This is a genomic window from Bacillus sp. RSS_NA_20 (assembly GCF_020165915.1).
GTDB lineage: Bacteria > Bacillota > Bacilli > Bacillales > Bacillaceae > Bacillus > Bacillus altitudinis.
On sequence record NZ_JAIUKW010000005.1, the window covers coordinates 1285471 to 1309774 of the forward strand.

At 40.4% G+C, this 24304-nt stretch carries 21 protein-coding genes and 1 other annotated feature; of the genes, 1 reads left to right on the forward strand and 20 read right to left on the reverse strand.

What is annotated here, in order from left to right; genetic code table 11:
* Positions 1–172: 172 nt before the first annotated feature.
* The 14 genes from yihA to ilvE form a co-directional block, all read right to left on the reverse strand.
* On the reverse strand, positions 173–760 hold the full coding sequence (gene yihA, locus LCD32_RS12240; RefSeq protein WP_007501562.1) for a ribosome biogenesis GTP-binding protein YihA/YsxC: 588 nt from the start codon (positions 758–760) through the stop codon (positions 173–175).
* Positions 757–3081 carry an endopeptidase La gene (gene lon, locus LCD32_RS12245; RefSeq protein ID WP_007501564.1) on the reverse strand — a complete coding sequence of 775 codons (2325 nt, stop codon included), beginning with the start codon at positions 3079–3081 and terminating at the stop codon, positions 757–759. Before lon ends, yihA begins: the two co-directional genes overlap by 4 nt.
* A gap of 171 nt (positions 3082–3252) precedes the next feature.
* Positions 3253–4914, reverse strand: a complete 1662-nt coding sequence (lonB, locus tag LCD32_RS12250) for an ATP-dependent protease LonB (protein ID WP_060781247.1) — start codon at positions 4912–4914, stop codon at positions 3253–3255.
* Between the two features lie 139 nt (positions 4915–5053).
* Entirely contained in the window at positions 5054–6319 is a 1266-nt protein-coding gene (clpX, locus tag LCD32_RS12255; protein WP_060781248.1) for an ATP-dependent protease ATP-binding subunit ClpX, read from the reverse strand.
* A gap of 251 nt (positions 6320–6570) precedes the next feature.
* The gene (gene tig / locus LCD32_RS12260) at positions 6571–7845 is read right to left on the reverse strand and encodes a trigger factor (RefSeq protein WP_017358146.1); all 1275 of its coding nucleotides are present in this window, start codon (positions 7843–7845) and stop codon (positions 6571–6573) included.
* Positions 7846–8085: 240 nt separating this feature from the next.
* Entirely contained in the window at positions 8086–9093 is a 1008-nt protein-coding gene (ddcA, locus tag LCD32_RS12265) for a DNA damage checkpoint antagonist DdcA (RefSeq protein ID WP_008342841.1), read from the reverse strand.
* A gap of 123 nt (positions 9094–9216) precedes the next feature.
* Positions 9217–9816: a 3-isopropylmalate dehydratase small subunit gene (gene leuD / locus LCD32_RS12270; protein WP_060781249.1), complete on the reverse strand. Its 600-nt coding sequence runs from the start codon at positions 9814–9816 to the stop codon at positions 9217–9219.
* Positions 9817–9831: 15 nt separating this feature from the next.
* On the reverse strand, positions 9832–11247 hold the full coding sequence (gene leuC, locus LCD32_RS12275; protein ID WP_007501575.1) for a 3-isopropylmalate dehydratase large subunit: 1416 nt from the start codon (positions 11245–11247) through the stop codon (positions 9832–9834).
* A gap of 42 nt (positions 11248–11289) precedes the next feature.
* Positions 11290–12387, reverse strand: coding sequence for a 3-isopropylmalate dehydrogenase (leuB, locus tag LCD32_RS12280; RefSeq protein WP_019744119.1), 1098 nt, complete (start codon positions 12385–12387; stop codon positions 11290–11292).
* A gap of 18 nt (positions 12388–12405) precedes the next feature.
* A complete protein-coding gene (locus LCD32_RS12285) occupies positions 12406–13959 on the reverse strand; it encodes a 2-isopropylmalate synthase (protein ID WP_008342850.1) in 1554 nt (517 codons plus the stop codon).
* Positions 13946–14974: a ketol-acid reductoisomerase gene (gene ilvC / locus LCD32_RS12290; RefSeq protein WP_007501581.1), complete on the reverse strand. Its 1029-nt coding sequence runs from the start codon at positions 14972–14974 to the stop codon at positions 13946–13948. Before ilvC ends, LCD32_RS12285 begins: the two co-directional genes overlap by 14 nt.
* Before the next feature lie 18 nt (positions 14975–14992).
* Positions 14993–15511: an acetolactate synthase small subunit gene (ilvN, locus tag LCD32_RS12295; RefSeq protein ID WP_007501584.1), complete on the reverse strand. Its 519-nt coding sequence runs from the start codon at positions 15509–15511 to the stop codon at positions 14993–14995.
* Complete coding sequence (gene ilvB, locus LCD32_RS12300) at positions 15508–17232, reverse strand: acetolactate synthase large subunit (protein WP_008342854.1); 1725 nt, start codon at positions 17230–17232, stop codon at positions 15508–15510. The genes ilvN and ilvB overlap by 4 nt, the downstream gene beginning before the upstream one ends.
* 122 nt (positions 17233–17354) lie before the next feature.
* Positions 17355–17602 (reverse strand) — a binding site (T-box leader).
* An 8-nt stretch (positions 17603–17610) separates the two neighbouring features.
* Positions 17611–18525: a branched-chain-amino-acid transaminase gene (ilvE, locus tag LCD32_RS12305; protein ID WP_224563842.1), complete on the reverse strand. Its 915-nt coding sequence runs from the start codon at positions 18523–18525 to the stop codon at positions 17611–17613.
* 432 nt (positions 18526–18957) lie between these two features.
* Here ilvE and LCD32_RS12310 point away from each other — a divergent pair, with 432 nt between their 5' ends.
* Entirely contained in the window at positions 18958–20001 is a 1044-nt protein-coding gene (locus tag LCD32_RS12310; RefSeq protein WP_224563845.1) for a lactonase family protein, read from the forward strand.
* Positions 20002–20198: 197 nt separating this feature from the next.
* Here the strand turns inward: LCD32_RS12310 and LCD32_RS12315 are convergent, their stop codons facing one another.
* The 6 genes from LCD32_RS12315 to LCD32_RS12340 all read right to left on the reverse strand — a co-directional run bounded on the left by LCD32_RS12315 (position 20199) and on the right by LCD32_RS12340 (position 24237).
* Positions 20199–20711, reverse strand: coding sequence for a hypothetical protein (locus tag LCD32_RS12315; protein ID WP_224563848.1), 513 nt, complete (start codon positions 20709–20711; stop codon positions 20199–20201).
* Complete coding sequence (locus LCD32_RS12320; RefSeq protein WP_224564609.1) at positions 20708–21367, reverse strand: ATP-binding cassette domain-containing protein; 660 nt, start codon at positions 21365–21367, stop codon at positions 20708–20710. Before LCD32_RS12320 ends, LCD32_RS12315 begins: the two co-directional genes overlap by 4 nt.
* A 1-nt stretch (position 21368) precedes the next feature.
* Positions 21369–22175 (reverse strand): hypothetical protein, encoded by an 807-nt coding sequence (locus tag LCD32_RS12325; protein ID WP_224563851.1) that lies wholly within the window; start codon positions 22173–22175, stop codon positions 21369–21371.
* A 13-nt stretch (positions 22176–22188) separates the two neighbouring features.
* Complete coding sequence (locus tag LCD32_RS12330; protein ID WP_224563854.1) at positions 22189–22959, reverse strand: hypothetical protein; 771 nt, start codon at positions 22957–22959, stop codon at positions 22189–22191.
* Positions 22946–23737, reverse strand: a complete 792-nt coding sequence (locus LCD32_RS12335) for a hypothetical protein (protein WP_224563857.1) — start codon at positions 23735–23737, stop codon at positions 22946–22948. Before LCD32_RS12335 ends, LCD32_RS12330 begins: the two co-directional genes overlap by 14 nt.
* 68 nt (positions 23738–23805) lie before the next feature.
* The gene (locus LCD32_RS12340) at positions 23806–24237 is read right to left on the reverse strand and encodes a hypothetical protein (protein WP_224563860.1); all 432 of its coding nucleotides are present in this window, start codon (positions 24235–24237) and stop codon (positions 23806–23808) included.
* Between the last annotated feature and the right edge of the window lie 67 nt (positions 24238–24304).

The window sequence follows — 24304 nt, forward strand, 5'->3', positions numbered from 1 at the left end:
GGAAATTAATTATAATTTAACATCTATTTAAATAAACTTTCGGCATTCAATAATTTCTAGAAACAGAACGAATTTAAACTTAATCGCTTTCCTTCAAGTTCTACGTTTTTCTCACCATATGAAAAAAAGTTGTAAGAAAACAAATGTTTTCTTACAACTTTTTATTATCTTCTTAGCTGTTAATCTTCGCAAGGATCGCATTCCATGCTTCATCTTTTCCCTTTTTTGTTTCAGAAGAGAAAAGGATTAATTCATCTGATGGGTCGATGTCGAGTGTCTGTTTGACGACTTTCGCATGCTTTTCCCATTTGCCTTTTGGAATTTTATCGGCCTTTGTCGCAATAATGATCACAGGAACTCCATAGTATTTAAGGAATTCATACATGTTCACATCATCTGCGGATGGCTTATGACGCAGATCCACAATTTGGACGACTGCTTTTAACTCTTCACGCATTGTAATATACGTTTCGATCATTCTCCCCCATGCTTCGCGCTCTGTTTTTGATACTTTTGCAAAGCCATAACCTGGGACGTCCACAAAATGGAGCATATCATTAATAATGTAAAAATTAAGCGTCTGGGTCTTTCCTGGTTTAGAAGACGTACGCGCTAAATTTTTCCGATTAATCAATGAGTTAATGAACGAGGACTTTCCAACATTTGATCGTCCAGCAAGTGCGATCTCAGGCAGCCCCCCGCTCGGGTACTGCTCTGGTTTCACCGCACTAATGACGATATCTGATTTTGTTACTTTCATCTTCCCTCTCCTACTAACGCTTTCTCAAGCACCTCATCTAAATGTGAAACCGGAATAAAAGTTAATCCTTCTCTCACACTTTCAGGAATATCATCAATATCCTTCTCATTGTCCTTTGGAAGAATAATCGTTTTCAGTCCTGCACGATGTGCGCCTAATGCTTTTTCTTTTAATCCGCCAATCGGAAGCACTCTTCCTCTTAACGTAATTTCTCCTGTCATGCCAACCTCTTTTGAAACAGGACGTCCTGTGAGTGCTGATACAAGAGCCGTCGCAATGGTAATACCAGCTGATGGCCCGTCCTTTGGAACCGCACCCTCTGGAACATGGATATGAATATCGTGCTTTTCATTAAATTGAGGATCAATGTTCAGTTCATCTGCTTTTGAACGAATATAACTGAATGCCGCCTGCGCAGATTCTCTCATGACATCACCGAGCTTACCTGTTAGCAAAAGCTTGCCTTTACCCGGCGAGAGTGAGACCTCGATGGACAAGGTGTCTCCGCCAACTGTGGTATATGCAAGGCCTGTGACAACGCCGACCTGATCTGTCGTTTCCGCCTGACCATAACGGTAAAGTCTTTTTCCGAGGAATTCAGATAAGTTCTTTTCCGTCACTGTGATGCGTTTGCGGTCTTCAGCCACAATTGCTCTTGCTGCTTTTCGGCAGATCGCCGCAAGCTGACGCTCTAACCCGCGGACTCCTGCTTCTCTCGTGTAATAGCGAATCATATCGTAAATCGCTGCTTCACGAAGCTGCAAGTTCCCTTTCTTTAATCCGTGCTCCTTTAGCTGCTTCGGCAGAAGGTGATCTTTCACAATTTCTGCTTTTTCAACTTCCGTATACCCTGCAATCGTGATAATCTCCATTCTATCACGAAGTGGACCTGGAATGGTTGCTAAATTGTTGGCAGTTGCGATAAATAACACTTGAGACAAATCAAATGTCTCTTCAATATAGTGATCGCTAAAGTTATGATTTTGCTCTGGATCTAACACTTCAAGCATCGCAGAAGACGGATCTCCTCTAAAGTCAGAAGACATTTTATCAATTTCATCTAAAAGAAAGACCGGATTCATCGTGCCCGCCTTGCTCATCCCGCGAATGATACGGCCCGGCATCGCACCTACATAGGTTCTTCGATGACCACGGATCTCAGATTCATCACGTACACCGCCAAGAGAGATACGGATAAACTTTCGATCGAGTGATTTGGCAATGGATTTAGCAAGTGACGTCTTCCCTACCCCAGGAGGTCCTGCCAAGCAAAGAATCGGTCCCTTTAATGAATTTGTTAGTTTTTGAACAGCAAGATATTCGAGTACCCGCTCTTTTACTTTTTCAAGCCCGTGGTGCTCGTCATCTAAAATTTCGCTTGCAAGCTTTAAATCTAGACGATCTTCTGTATATGTGCCCCACGGCAGATTGATCAGCCAATCAATATAATTGCGAATGACAGAACTCTCAGCAGAGCTTGAAGGGATTTTTTCATAACGGTTCAGTTCTTTTAAAGCCGTTTCACGAACGGAATCTGGCATGCCGGACTCTTCAATTTTAGCCATAAGCGTACTGACTTCGCCTGTTTTCCCCTCTTTGTCTCCAAGCTCTTTTTGAATAGCTTTCATTTGTTCACGCAAATAATATTCTTTTTGCGTTCGCTCCATTGAACGTTTGACACGCTGGCCAATTTTCTTTTCAATCTCTAGCACTTCTTTTTCATTGTGAATGAGACTGATGACCCGATTCAACCGTTTTTTGACATCGACTGTTTCCAGCACTTCTTGCTTGTCTTTTAATTTCAAAGGTAGGTGGGAAGCGACGATATCCGCCATTCTTCCAGGTTCTTCAATATCCGTCACCGTTGCATATGTTTCAGCTGAGATTTTTTTTGAAATTTTTATGTACTGATCAAAGTGATCTAACAAAGTGCGCATGAGTGCTTCTGCTTCTGCGTCCTTTAATTCTTCTTCTGTCAACTCTTTAATATCGACTGACGTATAGTCTTCTAGCTCCATGTAGGATTCGATCTGCGCTCGATTTAAGCCTTCGACGAGCACACGGATCGTTCCATTTGGCAGCTTCAGCATTTGTTTAATTTTTGTGTAGGTGCCGACTTTGAAAATTTCCTCTTCACCTGGTTCATCTATTGAAATTTCCCGCTGTGTTGCTAGAAAAATCATATGATCGTTCATCATGGCCTGTTCTAATGCTTGAACAGACTTTTCGCGCCCAACGTCCAAATGCAAGACCATTGTTGGATAAACAAGCAAGCCTCGCAGCGGAAGGAGCGGAACATTCTTTTTGATTTCATCTGCCATGTTGATAGACACCTCCGTCACTAGTATGAATCATTATAATATACCTGTTTCAGTCTTGTACAATGTAAAAGACTTGAGAAATGATGATCTTACCGTAGTATACCCTTTCTTTTTATCTTGAAAAAGAAAAAAAGATCTATTTCACTAAAAAATCCCCATATGAGATGGGGATTAAACAGATTTCCTTTTCATTTCTTCTTCTAGTCCATCTTTCTTCTCATCTGGCGGATTGACCAAACACTGATCCAGCACTTCTTGGAAGTGCTTCACAGGCACAATCGTAACCCCATCAATCTCTTTTAAGATCGACTGCTGATTGTCATAAGGGATGATCACTGTTTTGACACCTGCTTGTTTGGCTGCCTTGATTTTTGGTATGACACCGCCGATCGGCTTCACCTGACCTTGTAATCCAATCTCACCGGTCATCGCCGTTAAATGATCAATCGGGATTTGATGAATGGCTGAGAAAATGGCTGTGGCCATCGCAATTCCAGCAGACGGCCCATCAATCGGGGCACCCGCCGGAAAATTAATGTGGATATCATATTCATTTGTTCGTATGCCTAAGTTTCGAAGCACGGTTAAGACATTTTCAACTGAGCCCTTCGCCATACTTTTCCGTCTGATCGATTTAGACTGATTGCCGATGCTTTCTTCTTCCGCAATACCTGTAATATTGATACTGCCTTTTTCAAGCGCTTTACAAATGTTCACTTCAATTTCAAGCAGAGCCCCGCTGTTCGGTCCATACACGGCAAGACCATTTACTACTCCTACCTTTGGCTTTTCCGGTACTTTTTGTTCATATCTTGGTGTCAGCTGGCTTGAATGAATGACCCATTCTACATCGGCGATCGTAATATCTTTTCGGTTTTCAGTGACAGCCATACCTGCGGCGATCTGTACCATGTTGACCGCTTCACGTCCATTTTTCACATAAGATGTTAACAGGTTCAGTCCTTCGTCACTTAATTCCTTCTGTATTTTCTCGACTGCTTTAGCTGCAACAATTTTCAGCTCATGCTGATCCAAATCCTTGAAGAAAATCTCCAAACATCTTGATCGAATAGCCGGCGGAATTTCGTCTGGTGTTCTTGTCGTGGCACCAATCAGTCGAAAATCAGCGGGTAACCCATTTTGAAAAATATCATGGATGTGATTCGGGATTTGCGTATTTTCTTCACTGTAATAAGCACTGTCTAAAAACACTTTTCGATCTTCTAGCACTTTAAGCATTTTGTTCATTTGTATCGGATGCAGTTCTCCAATTTCATCGATAAAGAGAACGCCGCCATGAGCATGTGTGACCGCTCCTTGTTTCGGCTGCGGAATGCCTGCCTGTCCCATGGCTCCTGCTCCTTGATAAATGGGATCATGTACGGAACCAATCAAGGGGTCTGCGATGCCTCGTTCATCAAATCTTGCCGTTGTGGCATCAAGCTCAACAAATACTGCATCTTTTTTAAATGGTGAATCAGCGTGACGCTTCGCCTCTTCCATTACTAGACGAGCAGCAGCTGTTTTTCCAACACCAGGCGGCCCGTAGACGATGACATGTTGCGGGTTCGGTCCACACAGGGCAGCTTTAAGTGCACGTATACCGTCTTCCTGCCCTACAATATCTTGAAACCCCTTTGGCCGGACTCTCTCTGATAAAGGTTCACTCAGTTTAATGGATCGCATCTTTCTGAGTGCTTCCATTTCTTTCTTTGATTCTTTGTCGATCGTCACCTTTTGTGTGCGCTGATTTTTCAGTAAGTTCCAAAAGTACAACCCGATGACGATACCAAAGAACAGTTGTATGAATAATACGATTCCTGTCCAGCTCAATCGGTGCTCCCTCCTTCATCTATCGTTATGTATTGGTTTCTGTCTGCTAGTATTTCCTAGAGCTGGACGGAATAAACACAACTTCCACGATAAATAAAAAACTCCTGAATCAAAAGATTCAGGAGTCATTCAAATGGGCTTATGCTGATGTTTTTGTATCTTTATTCACGACTGTACCGTCTTTTAAGACAAGACGTGGCGGCTCACCATCAGCAACCGTTTCACCAGTAATGACACATTTCTCAATATCATCACGAGATGGAAGATCAAACATCACATCAAGCATGATGCCTTCAATGATGGAGCGAAGACCACGAGCTCCTGTTTTACGCTCAATTGCTTTTTTCGCAATTTCGCTAAGAGCATCTTCTTCAAACTCAAGCTCAACATCATCAAGCTCAAGCATTTTTGTATATTGCTTAACGAGCGCATTTTTAGGCTTCGTCAAGATTTCTACAAGTGCTTTTTCATCTAACGGCTCTAGGCTTGCAATAACCGGAAGACGACCGATGAATTCTGGGATTAAACCGAAGCGAAGTAAGTCTTCTGGCAGAACTTTTGATAGAAGGACTTCTTTTTCAAGATCTTCAACTTTATTTTCCGCACCGAATCCAATGACTTTTTGACCTAGGCGGCGTTTAATGATTTGCTCAATGCCGTCAAAGGCTCCACCACAAATGAAGAGGATATTTGTTGTATCAATTTGAATGAATTCTTGATGAGGATGCTTACGTCCACCTTGAGGCGGCACACTAGCGACTGTTCCTTCAAGAATTTTCAAAAGGGCTTGCTGTACACCTTCCCCAGATACATCACGAGTGATAGAAGGGTTTTCTGATTTTCTTGCTACTTTATCGATCTCATCAATGTAGATAATGCCTTTTTCAGCTTTTTCTACATCATAATCTGCTGCTTGGATCAGCTTTAGTAAAATATTCTCTACGTCTTCCCCAACGTAACCTGCTTCTGTTAAAGACGTCGCATCTGCAATCGCAAATGGAACATTTAAAATACGTGCAAGCGTTTGAGCAAGTAATGTTTTACCGCTTCCTGTAGGTCCAATCATAGAAATGTTACTTTTCGAAAGCTCAACATCATCAATCTTACTGTTGGAATTAATCCGCTTGTAATGGTTATAAACCGCTACAGCTAAGGATTTCTTCGCATTCTCTTGTCCGATGACATATTCATCAAGAATTTCCCGGATTTCATGAGGTTTCGGAACATCCTTGAATTCAACTTCTTCCTCAGTACCGAGCTCTTCTTCAACTATTTCCGTGCAAAGCTCGATACATTCATCACATATATATACGCCAGGTCCTGCGACCAGTTTACGCACTTGATCTTGCGTTTTTCCGCAAAACGAGCATTTTAATTGACCTTTTTCCTCGTTGAATTTAAACATTCTTTCACCCCTTATTCTTCTTCACTTGCCTGTAGCTAACAGTCAGCTACCCTTCTGGGTCTAGTATGTATGCATTTTACCATACTTTCCTAAAAGACGGTAATGATGTGTTTGTAACACTGCACATTGAGATATGTATGACAGAAAGATGCGACTTACACTATCGTTTCCAAAAGAAGCGATGATAAGTCAAAAATTGTACAAAACAAGGCACGAGTCACTCGCGCCCTGTTTTATTATTATGCACCATATTAACGGTTTTCTACAAGAAAATCAATTGCTTTACGAACTTTTAAATCTTCTTTCATTGCTTCAGTAGAACCGATCGCTTGTTTGATATTTTCAACTGGCATGTTGTATGCTTCAGCCATTTTTGAAAGTTCTTCTTCCACTTCTTCATCAGACACTTGTAAGTCTTCTGCAGCAGCAATTGCTTCAAGAGTAAGATTAGATTTTACGCGTTTAGCAGCATCTTCTTTCATTTGCTCTTTTAGCGCATCTTCATCTTGTCCAGAGAACTGGAAGTAAAGCTCAAGGTTCATCCCTTGCATTTGAAGACGTTGTTCGAATTCTTTCATCATGCGGTCTAGCTCAGTGTCAACCATCGCTTGAGGAACGTCAACTTCCGCATTTTCAGAAGCTTTTGCTACTAGCTCTTCACGAAGTTTGCCTTCTGCTTCGTTTTCTTTTGCTTCTTCAAGACGTTTCTTCGTTTTTTCAGTTAATTCAGCAATCGTTTCAACTTCCTCATCAACATCTTTAGCGAACTCATCGTCAAGTGCTGGAAGTTCTTTTGCTTTGATTTCATGAATTTTCACTTTGAATACAGCTGGTTTACCTGCAAGGTCTTCAGCATGATATTCTTCAGGGAATGTCACTTCAACGTCTTTTTCTGCACCTGCTTCAAGACCAACCAATTGCTCTTCGAAACCAGGGATGAATGAACCAGAACCTACTTCAAGAGAGTAGTTCTCAGCTTTTCCGCCTTCGAATGCTTCTCCATCAACGAATCCTTCGAAATCTAGAACAACTGTATCGCCGTTTTCGATTGCGCCTTCTTCTTTGACAACAAGCTCAGCTTGACGGTTTTGCATAGCTTTTAACTCTTCTTGGACATCTTCATCAGATACAGATGTGTCGTCTTTTTCTACGTTAAGACCTTTGTAGTCACCAAGTTTTACTTCTGGCTTCACTGTTACTTTTGCAGTGAAGATTAAGCTTTCGCCTTTTTCGATTTTCTCAACATCGATTTCAGGGCGGTCAACCGGCTCGATACCAGCTTCGTCGATTGCTTTCGGATATTCAACTGGAAGAAGAATATCTAGTGCATCTTGATAAAGAGATTCTACTCCAAAACGCTGCTCGAAAAGACCACGTGGTACTTTCCCTTTACGGAATCCAGGGATTGATACTTGCTTAACTACTTTCTTAAATGCATCATCAAGTGCTTTGTTAAATGTTTCAGCGTCAACTTCTACTGTTAAGACACCTTCGTTACCTTCTTGTTTTTCCCATTTTACTGACATGTGTGTTTCCCTCCAAAAATCTATTCAGATTGTGCGTTGTTACATTCTAAAGCATCATAAAGAGTTCGTCCAATCAAAAACCACGCACTCCGCTAAAGAAGCGGTCTTATGTATACAACATTTGACTTGATTATACATAACGTCTTTCAACCGTTGGAATCTTACAACCGCACGATATATGCACAAATACAACCATTATATTATAACATAACAAGTCCGTCTTTCAACTAAATCGACAAATTACAAATAAGAAATTTCTTCAATATCTTTCAGCATTGTACAAGCTTCTCTCAGCTCTCGTTCGTTAAAATCATACAATAAATGCAATTCTTCGAGGTCAATCTCGATACCATGCATTTCATAGCCGACTTTATGAAGTGCCGCAGCCCAAAGATTCGGATCCGTATATTTAGGAAGAAATGGATATAGCACAAATAAGTGCCGGCGCCATAACTCTTCAACCCCTTGGTAAAGGGTTGGGTTCTCATTGCCGAGAGTGTCATCGAGCTTTCGAAGGACTTGCTGAAGCAGTGGCATTTGCTCTGGCTTGACAGCCTCAGAAGGAACAAGCGTTAAAGAATCACCGAACTTCGTCACATGAACCGGCTTTGCCACATCATGATCTGACAGAAGTTGCAGGATCAATGATTTGACCAAAGGGTTTCCATCAGGCTTTTGTAGGATCGTATTTAATAGACCCATATGTGGCGTGATGTTTCGGTCTTTCAGCGAATGGATGAACTGCACCTGCTCTTCTGGCCGCTCGAGCATTTCATCTATATTGATTTCTCCGCTGCCTTCCTCGTCTTCGTCTAAAATCTCTTCTGGTGATTCAATCATCTTTCTGCTAAATTCAAGCAGTTTATAAAAATGCTCCGCGCTTTCTGCTGGAAGGTGATTTTCTTCAAGGACAGCCTCAATTGTTTGTTTGACTTCCTCGTACTCTTTCAGCTGAATTAAGATGGTCATATACACTTGAAGCACAGTGAAATAGTGTCCATATCCTTCATGTAGCATCTTTTCACATACTCGCTTTGCATCCTGCAGCTCACCAAGCTCTAGAAAACAAATCGCCATACCGAGATGAATATCGGATTCTTCATCGTCATCATACGATTTCGCTTCTGAAAATAAGTGAAGCGCCTCTTGATACTGTTTATCTTTTAATGCTGCCATTCCTTTTTCAATCAGTCTTTCTTTCAGACCAGGAAACAAAATGACATTATCTTTCTTCTTGTCATGTTTCATGCTTACGTTCCTTTCGGGCGCATATTTTTTATCAGTTTACCAACGAAGGTTAGTAAACACAAGTAACGAGAGGTTTTCATGCAAAAAAGAAGCCGTCACACCACGGGGACGGCTTCTCGTTGTTTATGCACGCAGCCAGTTGCTACGTTTCTCTTCAAATGCCTGAATCTCATCTTCTAGTAACAATGTTAATGAAATCTCATCATAGCCATTCAGGAGCATTTCTCTCCAGTGTGGATCTACATCGAAAGGAGTAACATTCCCTTCATGGTCTTGAATCTGTTGTTTTTCCAGATCAACTGTCATTTCATATCCTTTGTTTTCATATGATGCAGCAAACGTTTTCCACACATCATAATCAAGGCGGATCGGAAGCATCCCGTTTTTAAAACAGTTTTGATGGAAAATATCGGCGAAAGATGGGGCAATGACAATTTTGAAGCCATAATCATCAAGTGCCCAAGGCGCATGTTCCCTTGATGATCCGCAGCCAAAGTTTTCGCCTGCGATCAAAATAGAGGCTCCTTCATAAATCGGCTGATTGAGTTCAAAATCTGGATTCGGACTGCCATCTGCTAAATATCGCCAGTCGAAGAAGGCAAATCGGCCATATCCTGTTCGTTCGATTCTTTTCAAAAACTGTTTCGGAATGATTTGATCTGTATCTACATTTATACGGTTAAGCACAGCGGCTTTTCCTTTATGAGTGACTAAAGGCTCCATCTATGACACAACTCCTTACACGACTGTTTTCTCTTGATTAAACTTCCTGACATCGACAAATCGGCCATGTATGGCAGCCATTGCAGCCATTGCCGGGCTGACTAGATGCGTTCTTGCACCCTTCCCTTGACGTCCCTCAAAGTTACGGTTTGATGTAGATGCACAACGTTCACCTTCTGGCACCACATCGTTATTCATACTGAGGCACATACTACAGCCAGATTCTCTCCATTCAAATCCTGCTTCTAGGAAAATTTCATGAAGACCTTCTTCTTCTGCTTGCAGTTTGACACTTTGTGAGCCAGGAACCACAATCGCTCTGACATGATCAGCTACTTTTTGTCCTTCAATCATAGAAGCGGCTTGGCGTAAATCAGTCATTCTTGAGTTCGTACATGAGCCAATAAACACATGCTCAATCGTAATATCTTCAATACGCTGATGCGGGTGAACCCCCATGTATTCATAAGCACGCTTTGCTTCTTTTTGGTCATCTTCTTGTGCAAAATCTTCAGGTCCTGGAATTGCTGCATCCACAGGGAGCACCATTCCTGGGTTAATTCCCCACGTGACCATTGGTGAAATATGATTTCCATCTAAAACAATGGTTTTATCATAGGTCGCACCCGGATCTGTTCTTAGTTCTTTCCATTCTTTGATCGCTGCTTCGAAATCTTCACCCTGCGGTGCGTATTTGCGTCCGCGGCAATATTCAAAGGTCACTTCATCAGGTGCGATCAACCCTGCTCTTGCGCCTGCTTCAATTGACATATTACAAACGGTCATCCGCTCATCCATTGACATGTTTCTGAATACTTCCCCAGTGTATTCAATGACATAACCTGAACCGAACTTCACGCCATGTGCGCCAATGACTGCTAAAATGACATCTTTGGCTGTTACCCCTTTTTGAAGCGTTCCGTCTACTCTAATTTCTAGTGTCTTCGGACGCTGCTGCCAAAGTGTTTGTGTGGAAAGCACATGCTCAACCTCACTTGTGCCAATCCCAAAGGCAAGTGCACCAAATGCGCCATGAGTAGATGTATGACTATCTCCACACACGATTGTTTTCCCCGGAAGTGTTAAACCAAGCTCTGGTCCAACGACATGAACGATTCCTTGGTCTACACTGTGAAGGTCAGCTAGACGGACCCCGAATTCAGCACAGTTGCGCTCTAGAGCACTGACTTGCTTCTTCGCAATCTCATCTTTGATCACAAATCGATTCACAGTCGGAATGTTGTGATCCATCGTCGCAAATGTGTTTTGTGGTCTTCGCACCTTGCGCCCTTTTTGTCTTAATCCTTCAAATGCTTGAGGTGACGTCACCTCATGCACCAAGTGCAGATCAATATATAAAAGGTCTGGTTTTCCCTCGCCATTTTTGACAACATGCTGATCCCATATTTTTTCGATGATTGTTCGAGGCATAACCCTTTTTCCTCCCTCTACCTAATTCAACAAGATTTCTATTTATACAATTGATTTCGTACGTTGTTTGAGTGCATCTACAACGGCTTTCGTGATATCATCAGTCGTTTCATACGTTCCCTCTTTTGATGCTAGGTCCTTTGTTCGTTTGCCAGAGGCAAGAACGGCTTCCACAGCTGCTTCAATTGCAGCCGCTTCTTCTTCTAAAGCAAAGGATGTTCTAAGCAAGCTGGCTGCTGACAATATAGTAGCCAGAGGGTTTGCGACATTTTGCCCCGCAATATCGGGTGCTGAACCATGAATCGGCTCATATAAATGAAGGCCGGTGCTTGATAAACTAGCAGATGGCAGCATGCCGAGTGAGCCAGTAATCATAGATGCTTCGTCACTTAAAATGTCACCAAACATATTCTCTGTCACGATGACATCAAATTGAGCGGGCTTATAAATAAGCTGCATCGCGGCATTATCGACGAGCATGTGCTCATATGCGACATCTGGATATTGGGATGCAACTTCTTCTACCGCATCCCGCCATAATTTACTCGAAGCGAGAACATTCGCTTTATCCACAGACGTTACTTTTTTCCGTCTCGTTAACGCCATGTCGAACGCTTCTTTTAATACACGAACAATCTCTTCCTTTGTATAAAGAAGTGTATCAACCGCAGCTTCTTTTCCTTCATCATCCGTGTAGCGCTCACTTGGTTCGCCAAAGTAGAGGCCTCCAGTTAATTCACGAACGATGACAAAATCTACTCCGCTAATGTGATCTTGTTTTAACGGTGAAGCCTCACTCAAGCTATCAAATACTTTGACAGGGCGGATGTTCGCAAATAAGTCCAGCTGCTTGCGAATGGAGAGCAAGCCTTTTTCTGGGCGAAGCTCTGGTGGGTTTTGATCCCACTTTGGTCCGCCAACGGCTCCTAATAAAATCGCATCTGCGCTTTTGCACACTTCTACTGTTTCTTTAGGGAGCGGATTGTTTTTTTCATCTATCGCTATACCGCCAATGAGAGCTGTTTCGAATTCAAATTCGTGTTGAAATTGATCCGCTGTCTCTTTCAGAACAGCGACGGCTGATGTGACGACTTCCGGTCCGATTCCATCGCCGGGCAAAAGTGCAATTTTCTTTTTCATGAGTCCCTTCCTCCTTTCTTATGAGATGGCGTGATGTTTCTCAATTTCTATTAGGTTTGATTTAAAGATTAAATGTCTATTCACTGCATTGACGTAAGCTTTAGCCGATGCTTCCAGCACATCTTGCGCTACACCGCGTCCTGCTGTTTCTTTTCCTTCTATTGAAACAGTGACATATACTTCCGCTAGTGCGTCTCTGCCTTTTCCATTGGATTGAATACGATAATCTAGCAAATGAATTCTTTCCTCCATACAGCGCTCAAGCGTGTTGTACACAGCTTCTACACTGCCTGCACCTGTAGCTGCTTCTTGAATGACTTCCTGCGTTTCTTGATTTTTAAGAGAGACTGTTGCTGTCGGCATTTGCTCTGTCCCATAGTGAACTTGAAGACTTTCAAATTCATAGCCGATTTTACGGTCTGCTACTTTTTCTTCTAATATAATAGAGATCAAATCATCATCTGTGATTTCTTTCTTCTTCTCTGTTAAGTTCTTAAAAGTTTCGAAGAACTTATTGATCTCTTCTTCAGTCAATTTAAAGCCGAGTGTTTTTAAGCGGTCTTTAAACGCGTGTCTTCCGGAGTGTTTACCAAGGACAAGCACATCTGTTGTGACGCCTACAAGCTCTGGAGAGATAATTTCATAGGTTGTTTTTTCTTTGAGGAATCCATCTTGGTGAATACCTGATTCATGGGCAAATGCATTGTTTCCAACGACTGCTTTATTACGCGGTACAATCATACCTGAGTATTTGCTCACTACATCACTTGTGCGCTTAATTTCATTCAACTGAATGGTTGATTCGACTTGGTAAAAGTCTTTGCGAATATGAAGGGCAACTGCAATTTCTTCTAAAGCAGCATTTCCTGCGCGCTCTCCAATACCGTTGACAGCTGTTTCAATTTGATCTGCTCCATTTTCAATGGCAGCAAGTGAGTTCGCTACAGCCATTCCTAAATCATCATGACAGTGTGCTGACAAGATGACTTGATCGATATTTGGAACGTGTTCCTTCATATATTTAAAGATATTTCCGTACTCTTTTGGTGCTAGGTATCCAACAGTGTCAGGCAAGTTAATGACACTTGCGCCTGCGTCGATCACTTTTTCTACAATTTCTGCTAGGAAAGAAAGATCTGTTCGGCATGCATCTTCTGCTGACCACTGAACAACTGGGAAGCGCTCTTTCGCGTATTTCACCATTGAAACAGCTTGTTCAACCACTTCTTCACGTGTTTTCTTTAGTTTATGCTTGAGGTGAATGTCAGAAGTCGCAATAAAGACGTGTATTCTTGGTTGAGCTCCATCTTTTAATGCGTCCCATGCAGCATCAATGTCACCTTTCACACATCGTGCAAGTCCTGCAACTGAACAGTTCTTAATCGTTCTTGCAATTTCTTGTACGCCTAAGAAATCCCCTCGGGATGAAGCGGGAAAACCCGCTTCAATGATATTAACCCCAAGGCGCTCAAGCTGCTTAGCAATGATTAGCTTTTCTTGTGCATTTAAGTTCACTCCTGGTGATTGCTCTCCATCTCGAAGTGTTGTGTCAAAAAAATTAATTTTTCGCACCGACGCTCACCGCTTCCTTTTTCTTTCCTTGTTTAACGAAAGGCATCATTTCACGAAGCTTTCTTCCGACGATTTCAATTTGGTGCTCATTTTCATTTGCATTGATCGCATTGAAACGTGGACGATTCACTTGGTTTTCAACAATCCATTCTTTCGCGAATGTTCCGTTTTGGATGTCAGTCAAGACTGCTTTCATTGATTCTTTTACTTTTGCATCCACAACGCGTGGTCCTGATACGAAGTCACCCCACTGCGCTGTATCAGAGATTGAATATCTCATACCTTCTAATCCTTCTTCATACATAAGGTCAACGATCAATTTCAGTTCATGCAGACACTCGAAGTATGCAAGCTCTGGCTGATAACCAGCTTCTGTTAATGTTTCAAAACCTGCTTTTACTAATGAAGTAAGACCTCCACAAAGAACTGCCTGCTCACCGAATAGATCCGTTTCTGTTTCTTCTTTAAATGTTGTTTCAAGAACGCCCGCTCTTGCTCCGCCGATTGCTTTTGCATAAGCAAGTGCTTTGTCTTTCGCTTGACCAGATACGTCTTGATAGATAGCAAATAGTGCAGGTACACCAGCGCCTTGCTCATATGTTCTTCTTACAAGATGTCCTGGACCTTTTGGAGCCACAAGATACACATCTACGTCACTTGGAGGAACAATTTGATGGAAGTGAACGTTGAATCCGTGTGCGAATACAAGTGAATTCCCTGCTTCTAATTGATCTTTGATTTCTTCATCATATACTTTCTTTTGCTGTTCGTCAGGAAGTAATACCATGACGACATCTGCTTGTGCTGCTGCTTCTTTTACTGTGAATACTTGATGACCGTCTTCTTGTGCTTTTGTATAAGATCCGCCTTTTCTCACACCGACAATCACATCTACGCCGCTCTCTTTTAAGTTCAATGCATGTGCATGACCTTGTGATCCGTAACCAATGATAGCTACCTTTTGACCGTTTAATACGTTTTCTTGAATATCACCGTTATAATATACTTTTACCATTTGACTCTCTCCTTTTGTTTAGACAATTGAAATTGTTTTATTTGTTTGCGGCTTTTGCTGATTATCTCTCGCAAAGGCCGTGGTGCCAGTTCTGGCGACTTCTTTAATGCCGTATGGCTTAAGTAATTCAATGAGTGCTTCAATTTTTGAAGACTCACCTGTCACCTGAATGACGACACTCTCTCTGCTCACATCTACAATAGAAGCTCTAAAAGGTTCAATGACCCCCGTGATCTCCATTCTAGATGCTGGTGCAGATACGACTTTTATCAAAGCCAGCTCTCGCTGAACGATTGATTGGTTTGTAATGTCTGTTACTTTCAGAACATCGATTTGTTTGTTCAGCTGTTTTGTCAGCTGTTCGATGTCTTTCTCCTGGTCTACATGGACGACGAACGTGATGCGTGATACATCTTGAATCTCAGAATGGCCGACCGTAATGCTTTCAATGTTGTAGTGTCTTTTCGTAAAAAGGCCTGTGATTCTGTTCAGTACGCCTGATCGATTTAATACAGTCAACACAATAATTCTTTTCAAGGTTTCACCCCCACCATCTCATGAAGTCCTTTCCCCGGTGCTACCATCGGGAATACTTTCTCATCTCTCGCTACATTGACATCGATGAAAACAGGCTCTCTAGACGTTAATGCTTCTTCTAGCTTTTCTTGCGCCTCTTCGTCTGATGAGATTCTGATCCCTTTAATGCCATAAGCTTCAGATAATTTCACGAAGTCTGGCTGCTCTGAAAATTTAGAATGTGAGTAGCGTTCTTCGTAAAAAATTTCTTGCCATTGTCTTACCATTCCAAGACTGTGATTATTGAGAACAATCACTTTCACTGGAAGGTTCAGCTCACGGATAACGGCAAGTTCTTGCAGGGTCATTTGGAAACCTCCGTCTCCTAAAATCGCTACAACCGTTGCCTCTTGATCAGCTAGCTGCGCGCCAATCGCTGCCGGTAAACCAAATCCCATTGTGCCAAGCCCACCAGATGTCACCCATTTATCGGCATTTTCAAATGGATAGAACTGTGCAGCCCACATTTGATGCTGCCCAACATCGGTTGCCACAATGGCTTCACCTTTTGTAAATTGATGAATGTATTCGATCAGCTTTTGAGGCTTAAAGCCTTCAGCTTCGTTTTCGACATACCAGAGTGGATATTCTTCCTTCCACTGATTTAGCTGGCTCTTCCACTCGTCTGATTCACCTTGTTTCCCGTCCTGCTTGATCAGTTCTTGAAGCACTAGCTTACTGTCACCAACAACCGGGATATGGGTGTGAATGTTTTTACCAATTTCCGCTGGGTCGATGTCAATGTGAGCCACCTTCGCATGCTTTGCAAAATGATTGAGGTTGCCGGTTACCCTGTCATCAAATCTCGCTCCGATTGAAATGAGTAAGTCACATTGATGTAGTGCCATGTTCGCTGCATATGTGCCGTGCATACCCGCCATTCCTAGGAAAAGAGGATGCTTTGCCGGGAATCCACCAAGCCCAAGCAATGTATGAGCGACAGGGATTTGTTGCTGCTCTACATATTGCCTTAATTCTTCCGACGCTTTGCCGTGAAGAACGCCAGCTCCTGCAAGAATAACTGGTTTCTTTGCTCTGCTTACAGCTTCTACTAACTTGCGAATTTGCAAATAATTCGGCTCAATTTTCGGCTGATAACCTGGCAAATCGATTGGCTGATCGTATTCAAATGTCCCTTCAATGCCAGCGACATCTTTTGGAATATCAATCAAGACTGGACCAGGTCTGCCGGTTGTTGCGATGTGAAATGCCTCTTTAATGACACCCGGTAACTCTTCTGGACGTCTCACTTGATAGCTGTGTTTTGTGATTGGCATTGTGATACCAAGTACATCTGCTTCTTGGAATGCATCTGATCCAATGACTGAAGTTGCCACCTGTCCAGTGAAGATAACCATTGGTAGTGAATCAATCATCGCATCTGCAATTCCTGTGACTAGGTTGGTTGCCCCCGGTCCTGATGTGGCAATAACAACGCCTGGTTTACCAGATACTCTTGCGTATCCCTCCGCTGCGTGAATCGCTCCTTGCTCATGTCTTGGCAGGACATGAAATAAACCAGAATCGTAAATTTTATCGTAGATCGGTAAAACGGCTCCGCCAGGATAACCAAAAATGACTTCTACTTTTTCTCTTTTGAGTGCTTCAATTAACATGAGTGCACCGTTCATCGTTTGTGGTGCATTTGATTTTTCCGTCTCCATTTGTACATTTGTCCCCATTTGATTTCCTCCTCTTTGTCTTGCTTCAGTCAAGTCCTTTCACCCTTTTCCATTCAAGATAGAGATATGAGACCATATAAAAAAGCCTTCTCACCCCACAATGACACTACTTTTCACTAGGTCAAAGGGGCGAAAAAGCTTTGTTTTTCGCGGTACCACCCTTGTTCACGGCAAATCATGCTGCCGTCTCATGGACATCTTTCATCCATTTTGGTAACGAGTGATGCAATGTCACTCGGTCTGCCCTACTATCATTTCAAGCAGACACTCAGAGGTGAGTTCACTTTAGAAAGTAACACCGGTTTCCAGCTAGCACCGGCTCTCTGTAGATACTGACTCTAAAGCTACTAGTCCTCTTCAACGTTTATCGATATCTATTTAGCTTGCGTGAATGTTCTCATCGGTAAAGACTACTTTTTCTCCTTCTTCAACGACTCGCTTGCGGAATTGTTCAAGAAGTTTGTTTGTGTGGAACCCTGGTTTTCCTTCGCCAATGATACGACCGTCAACTTTTACAACAGCGATGATTTCGGCAGCGGTTCCTGTCAGGAAGACTTCTTCAGCTGTATACACATCATGTCTTGTGAAAGGTTCTTCTTTCACTTCGTAGCCTAAGTCTTCTGCAATCTCCATGATGGCATTTCTTGTGATGCCTTCAAGAGCGCCGATATAACCTGGCGGTGTATAGAGCTTACCTTTTTTATAAATAAACACATTGTCTGCAGAACCTTCTGCCACGTACCCTTGATCGTTCAGCATCAGCGCTTCACTCACACCGGCCATATGGGCTTCGATTCGGACAAGAATGTTATTCAAATAGTTTAATGATTTCACTTTTGGACTTAGTACGTCAGGACGATTTCGCCTTGTCGGTACCGTCACAATATCAATACCTGTTTCATATAGGTGCTTTGGAAAGATGGCCAGCGGCTCTACAATGATCACTGTGTTGGCTCTCCCGCAGTTGTTTGGATCTAAGCCAAGATCACCGGTCCCTCTTGAGACAACAAGGCGGATATAGGCATCTTTTAGGCCGTTCCTTTCAACTGTATGAATCATTTTTTCAGTGAGCTCCTCAAGTGAATATGGAATGTTCAGCATAATCGATCTAGCGGAATCATACAGGCGATCTAAGTGTTCTTTCATTCGAAAGATATTTCCGTTATATACACGTATTCCTTCGAACACACCGTCACCATATAAGAAGCCATGATCATAAACTGAAATTTTCGCATCCTCTTTTTTCACGAGTTCATCGTTTAAAAAGATCCACTGTTCCTTTTGGTCTTCCATCTTCAGTGAGCACCCTCTCTTTCAAACAAAAAGTAGTTGAATTTTCAGACACTTTATATTGAAGTGTCTCACGCTTACTCTGCGTGTCTGTTTGCTTTTGTTGAACCCATCTTACGCCGCTTTCCATACAGTGTCAACAGCATTTTTAAAATTATTAGACAATTTAGACTAATCAAAATAAAATGTATACGCTTACACCTTTGCTAGACAAGGAATGAAAAAACTTAAAATTTTTTGTATTTTTTCTTCAATTTATTTACTCTACATGAACGGTTTTCTTTTGAACAAGCTTTTGTGATATTTTTTCACATGGTTTTTGAAGAATATTGTGAGATTTCATTGCGTTTGTTTTTTCCTTCAGCATGCCTTTCTAAAGCGTTTTCCTATGAATTTGTGATAGAATGAGAGCATCTAATAGAAGGAGGGCAATACATGGCTAACATCAGAGGTTATATCGGAACGTATACAAAGGGAGACAGCAAAGGAATCTATTCTTTTACTTTAAATACGGACAAGCAGCAGATTGAACAAGTAGAAGTGGCTGCCGAACTTGAAAATCCTACATATTTAACTGTCTCAGATTCTCAAAAGTTTGTGTATGCTGTTGTGAAAGAAGGAGCACAGGGCGGGCTTGCTGCGTATCAAATTGATGCCGACACCGGCGCACTTCGTTTTATCAACCAAGAGCTTGCCGATGGGGCTTCTCCTTGTCACGTCAGCGTGGACAGTCAAACGAAAACGGCGTTTACAGCAAACTATCATAAAGGATCAGCAGAGATGTATGAAATTGATGCTGAAAACGGCTCAGTGATCCGCACGCTGTCACAGGCGCAGCATGAAGGCACTGGACCAAACGAAGACCGTCAAGAAAAACCGCACACTCACTTTATGGGTTTGACACCTGATGAACAATTCGCAGTGGCTGTTGACCTTGGCACAGACGGTATTTATACGTATAAGAAAGAAAACGGCAAACTTGAGCTTGCCCATACATTTGAAACAAAACCAGGCAGCGGCCCTCGTCATATCACATTCCACCCAACGAAACCGGTGGCATATGTCATGACAGAGCTCAGCTCAGAGGTCATTGTACTTCGTTACTTTGAAGATGGTCATTTCGAAGAGATCCAAACGATCGCAACCATTCCTAATGACTTCACAGAAAATAATCAAGGCAGCGCCATTCATGTGTCTTCTGACGGTCACTTTGTGTATGCAGGAAACCGTGGACATGACAGCATTGCCATTTTCAAAGCAGATCATGACGGCAAACTAAGCCTCGTTGAAATTGCTTCATCTGAAGGAAATTGGCCTAGAGACTTTGTCCTTGATCCAACAGAAGAATTTCTCGTTGGTTCAAACCAAGAATCTAGCAATCTTGTGTTATACAAACGTGACAAAGAAACCGGTCGACTCACTGTCTTACAATCAGACATCACCGTTCCGCATCCGGTTTGTGTGAAATTTTTAGGATAATACACCTATTCCTAATCGCAATAACTCTACATTAAAATAAGAAGATTTTCATTTTACTGTTCATTCTTCCTAGAATTAGAGCATTACAAAAATAAGTAATATGCTTATTTAAGAATCGGCATAGAAAAAAGAAGATTACCCTATATTTAGCTTAAATAAGGTAACCTTCTTTTTTCTTTGATCCATCAATCATGTGATTATTCATGATGAAGACTATGTTTAATCAGTTTATTTGGCTGCTTTTCATAAAAATAGAAAGTTACTCTGTCTGAGGGAACAGTGCCTAAACCATTATCGGACACTTGGAAAACAAGGGTTCCTTGCGTCGTTTGATTAGGGTTTAACACATCTTTTAAGTCTTTATTTTTTAATAGAAACTGCTCATGATCTAGCTGGTTAGATAATTTTTCACTAACAGCGAACGCTTGCTCAAAATTGATTTTTTGATTTTTTTTGGTTTTATTCATCACAGAGAACGGAAGTTCATATGTAATCAATTGTGTTTGATACTTCTTGATATAGCTAGAATGAATAATTGGTTTCTCAAACTTGTAATGTAATTGATCCATGTTAAAAGCCTTTTGAAACATTTCCTTTTTTTGAACGACAGTGAATTGTGCGGCTTTCGTATTGACTGATCGATACTGTACAATGCTGTATCCAATAAAAATGAGCGATAATAAACAAATAATAATCATTTTTTTCTTCATTCTACAACCTCTTGGTTCAGACGAAGTTCTCCAAGTTCTATTTCAAATATCTCATCTGAGATCTCTTCCAACATTTTCGAATCATGACTTGCAATGACTATAGTCGCTCCACCATTTCTTAGTTCCAATAACACTTTATTTAATTGTTTCATTCCCTCTTCATCAAGCGCATTGCTCGGCTCATCTAATAAAATGACATCAGGTTTTTCCATAATGGCTTGCGCAATGCCGAGCCTTTGTTTCATACCTAAAGAGTATTGTCTGAATTTCCTTTTATCTTCAGGATCTAAACCAACATCAGCAAGACTCTTTTTCATTTCTAAATCACCAATGATGTTTTTAATCATTGAAAGTAGCTTCAAATTTTTAAGACCTGTGTATTCTGGAATAAATCCAGGTGTTTCAATTAAGACTCCAATACTATCCGGAAACTCATTTTCCTTTGTTAACACCTTATCCATTACAGTGATCTTGCCGCTATTTATACGAATAAGCCCTGAAATAGCTCTTAATAACATGGTCTTTCCTGATCCGTTTTTTCCTTTTAAGCCATAAATCTTCCCTCTATTTAAATGAAGGTTGATTTGCTTCAGTACATACTGACCTTTTATCTTCTTTGAGACATCCTCTAACACAATTGATTTTTCCAATATCATTTCACTCACTTTTACTCATAATATCTTTTTTCTTAAAGATGAATATTCCTATACAGAAAAGAACTACTAAACTTAGCACCATATATACCAGCATAAATTGAAAATTGATCGGACTGTCCGCCATATATAGAGAGTGACGGATAAGCATGCTGTTATTACCCAATAATAAACAATTTGACGAAACCAACGAAGTACTTAAAATGAAAAAATTAATAATAAACGCATATATGCTTTTTATACACAATGACAAAACAATTTGCACAAAAGTGACAATGATAGTCCCACAAAATAATGCTGATACTAGAAGAAACAAAATTTGAATACTGCTAGGTTTATAACCTTCTATTAACTGTTGTATTGTTGTTTGCGTGAAGATTAAATTCTCTTTAGAAAAAGCGAAGACTAAACCATAAATGGCGATGAGTACACTATATAAAATAACGCAAACTAGTGATGCAGACATAAATTTACTTACGATATAACTATATTTACGCTTTAATCGAATCAGTATTTGATAAGCATTTTCATTCATGTCTTTTTGAATAAAATCACCAATGATAAAGGCACCCGCCAGTTGTAATACGAACCACTCAATTGGGATTGTCACTTGTTTTGCTAAAACATTCTCATAGTTTACGCCAGAAAACATATAAAAGATGTAATCGAGCATGCTTCCATTAAACGCTCTAACATAATAAGATGCTAGAAATAAAAGAATAAATAGAATGGTAAAGAAAAATCTATTTCTAAAAAAACTGATAGACAAGGAAATATCCCGCTTCAATAAAACAAGAACTTCTTTTAACATATCCAAACAAACCTCATTGTTTTATCAACTCATGTTTCTTATACAATAATTGAAGAATGGTAAATTCGATTAAGGCTACCCCCACTAAACAAGCGCAAACCTTCAAAAAAGTCATAACATCACCAATATGTGCTAAGTCAACTGATAGCCACTGTACAAATAACGAATAATCGTAAAGATTTTTCATACTTAAGTCAAGAGCTGGTATTGCAAGACTAATTATGAACATAAGTGCAATATTTTTTACTAATAAATATATACACATGGCAAAGGCACCAAATATAAGAATTAACAAGAAAGTTTGTAATAAATAACGGACCGTCATGAATGACCAAGAATACCATGTTAAATCAACTTGATTTTGATATAAGAGAAATGGCTTTCCCTCTTGAGTCACCCACAGATTATTCAATTGCTCGGAAAAGATGAATCCAACGATAAGACTCACACAAAAATAGAAAATAGTGAATATAACAGACAAATAGATGAACCTCAAATATAAAGACCATAAGAATACAACTCTATCTTTATAACGGATCACTTCATAAGTTGAATCTACAGCTGTTAATAAACCAGTAAACAGGATAAGAAAAGATGGAAAAATAATGTGAACGAAAGAAGATGATGTGTATAGCTGATTTGTTAAATCTAATGGCGTTTGATTTTCCTCAAGATTTAATGTAAAAAAAACACCTGTAATCATCCACGCTAAAGTGAAGAAAGTCCTCATTTTCTGCCTTTTTAAATTAGAAGTGAGAATGAAAAATTCTTTACCTAATAACAAATTTTTTCACCCCATAAATATATACTACACTTGGTATAACAAATAGAATTAAAAAAGTAATGACGATAGGCATTACTTGAATGTCGAAATAACTGCTGTCTTGAACTAAAAATACTTTAGGTATATAGTTATCAAACCTAAAAACATAACCTATATAATTCCAAACATTAGAGACTATAAATGGAATAAGGATAACAATAAAACTCTTATTAATAAATAATGATGCGGCCAATCCTATATTTGCGAAGACGCCAGCAAATATAAAGGATAAAAACACATAAAATAGCATATGAAGAAAGGGATGTTGATAATAAAAAGCCGGAAATAATGTCGAAGAATTCACAAGGTCTATGTTTCCATTAATTAATGGATCTACAGGAATATTTGGCATCGTCATGAAACTGAGATAAATATTAAATAGTAACGAGATGGATACAACAATTCCACCTGCTAAGAAATTTAGAGTAAATAGATGGAAAAAATAATTTGCTTTTTTTCCTCTTGTTGCGATAAAGTTCCAATTTCCCGTTTGTACATCTCTTCTATAAATATCTGCCGCTGGCAATGCAGCAAGAATAGGCATTAAAGTGAAGAACAATCCAGGTATGGCAGACCCTGTTGTTGACTCGATCCAACTAGTATACGGGGAGATTTGACCGTACTTAATATTTGGGTATACATCCATAAAAAAGTAGATTCCACTTAATGCACAGCCTATCAAAATAGCAAAATAAAAAGCTTTTCTTTGAAATATTTTTATAAAACATGAATTGAGCATTTCTCTACTCCTCTAATTTAAAGAAAAACAAAGGTCTGAATTTGACTCAGCCCTTTGTTTTTTGATGATTATTTTCTATCTGGATTCCAGGCACCTTGAATATTATTAGTGCTGTTTGCTCCACTATGCAAACGTGCATATGTGTTTTCACCATATTTTTCACGAGCTAAATTATAAAGGTATTGATTAGTACCCTTTTTAACAGTGTAGTATTTCCCACCCGATACATTGACAAACCCACTATTTTTTTTGTTAGATGCCGCAGCCCATATAGATACTTTTCTACTCGGGTACTTAATGTAGTTGGTTCTTACTTTATAAGCTGATTTATTTTTTTTCACTACTCCACTACCACTATTAGAGTACACATCCCCACCATTACTATTAAAGCTCATTGAAAAATCGTATGGTGTTCCGTTTTCTGCCTTAACAAATGAATAGCTTGATGCTAACAGTGTTAGACCAAGTACAGCTGGAATTACTAATAATAACTTCTTCATTATCATTCTCCTTTTTCCTTTTTTTTATATTACTACTGCATAATAACTTAATAGGTTTTAATTGTCA

Excerpts from the sequence above, each read along its gene's own strand:
- yihA (WP_007501562.1), bottom strand. The coding sequence starts at position 760 with ATGAAAGTAACAAAATCAGATATCGTCATTAGTGCGGTGAAACCAGAG.
- lon (WP_007501564.1), bottom strand. The coding sequence starts at position 3,081 with ATGGCAGATGAAATCAAAAAGAATGTTCCGCTCCTTCCGCTGCGAGGC.
- clpX (WP_060781248.1), bottom strand. The coding sequence starts at position 6,319 with ATGTTTAAATTCAACGAGGAAAAAGGTCAATTAAAATGCTCGTTTTGC.
- tig (WP_017358146.1), bottom strand. The coding sequence starts at position 7,845 with ATGTCAGTAAAATGGGAAAAACAAGAAGGTAACGAAGGTGTCTTAACA.
- ddcA (WP_008342841.1), bottom strand. The coding sequence starts at position 9,093 with ATGAAACATGACAAGAAGAAAGATAATGTCATTTTGTTTCCTGGTCTG.
- leuD (WP_060781249.1), bottom strand. The coding sequence starts at position 9,816 with ATGGAGCCTTTAGTCACTCATAAAGGAAAAGCCGCTGTGCTTAACCGT.
- leuC (WP_007501575.1), bottom strand. The coding sequence starts at position 11,247 with ATGCCTCGAACAATCATCGAAAAAATATGGGATCAGCATGTTGTCAAA.
- leuB (WP_019744119.1), bottom strand. The coding sequence starts at position 12,387 with ATGAAAAAGAAAATTGCACTTTTGCCCGGCGATGGAATCGGACCGGAA.
- ilvC (WP_007501581.1), bottom strand. The coding sequence starts at position 14,974 with ATGGTAAAAGTATATTATAACGGTGATATTCAAGAAAACGTATTAAAC.
- ilvB (WP_008342854.1), bottom strand. The coding sequence starts at position 17,232 with ATGGGGACAAATGTACAAATGGAGACGGAAAAATCAAATGCACCACAA.
- ilvE (WP_224563842.1), bottom strand. The coding sequence starts at position 18,525 with ATGGAAGACCAAAAGGAACAGTGGATCTTTTTAAACGATGAACTCGTG.
- LCD32_RS12310 (WP_224563845.1), top strand. The coding sequence starts at position 18,958 with ATGGCTAACATCAGAGGTTATATCGGAACGTATACAAAGGGAGACAGC.
- LCD32_RS12315 (WP_224563848.1), bottom strand. The coding sequence starts at position 20,711 with ATGAAGAAAAAAATGATTATTATTTGTTTATTATCGCTCATTTTTATT.
- LCD32_RS12320 (WP_224564609.1), bottom strand. The coding sequence starts at position 21,367 with ATGATATTGGAAAAATCAATTGTGTTAGAGGATGTCTCAAAGAAGATA.
- LCD32_RS12325 (WP_224563851.1), bottom strand. The coding sequence starts at position 22,175 with ATGTTAAAAGAAGTTCTTGTTTTATTGAAGCGGGATATTTCCTTGTCT.
- LCD32_RS12335 (WP_224563857.1), bottom strand. The coding sequence starts at position 23,737 with ATGCTCAATTCATGTTTTATAAAAATATTTCAAAGAAAAGCTTTTTAT.
- LCD32_RS12340 (WP_224563860.1), bottom strand. The coding sequence starts at position 24,237 with ATGAAGAAGTTATTATTAGTAATTCCAGCTGTACTTGGTCTAACACTG.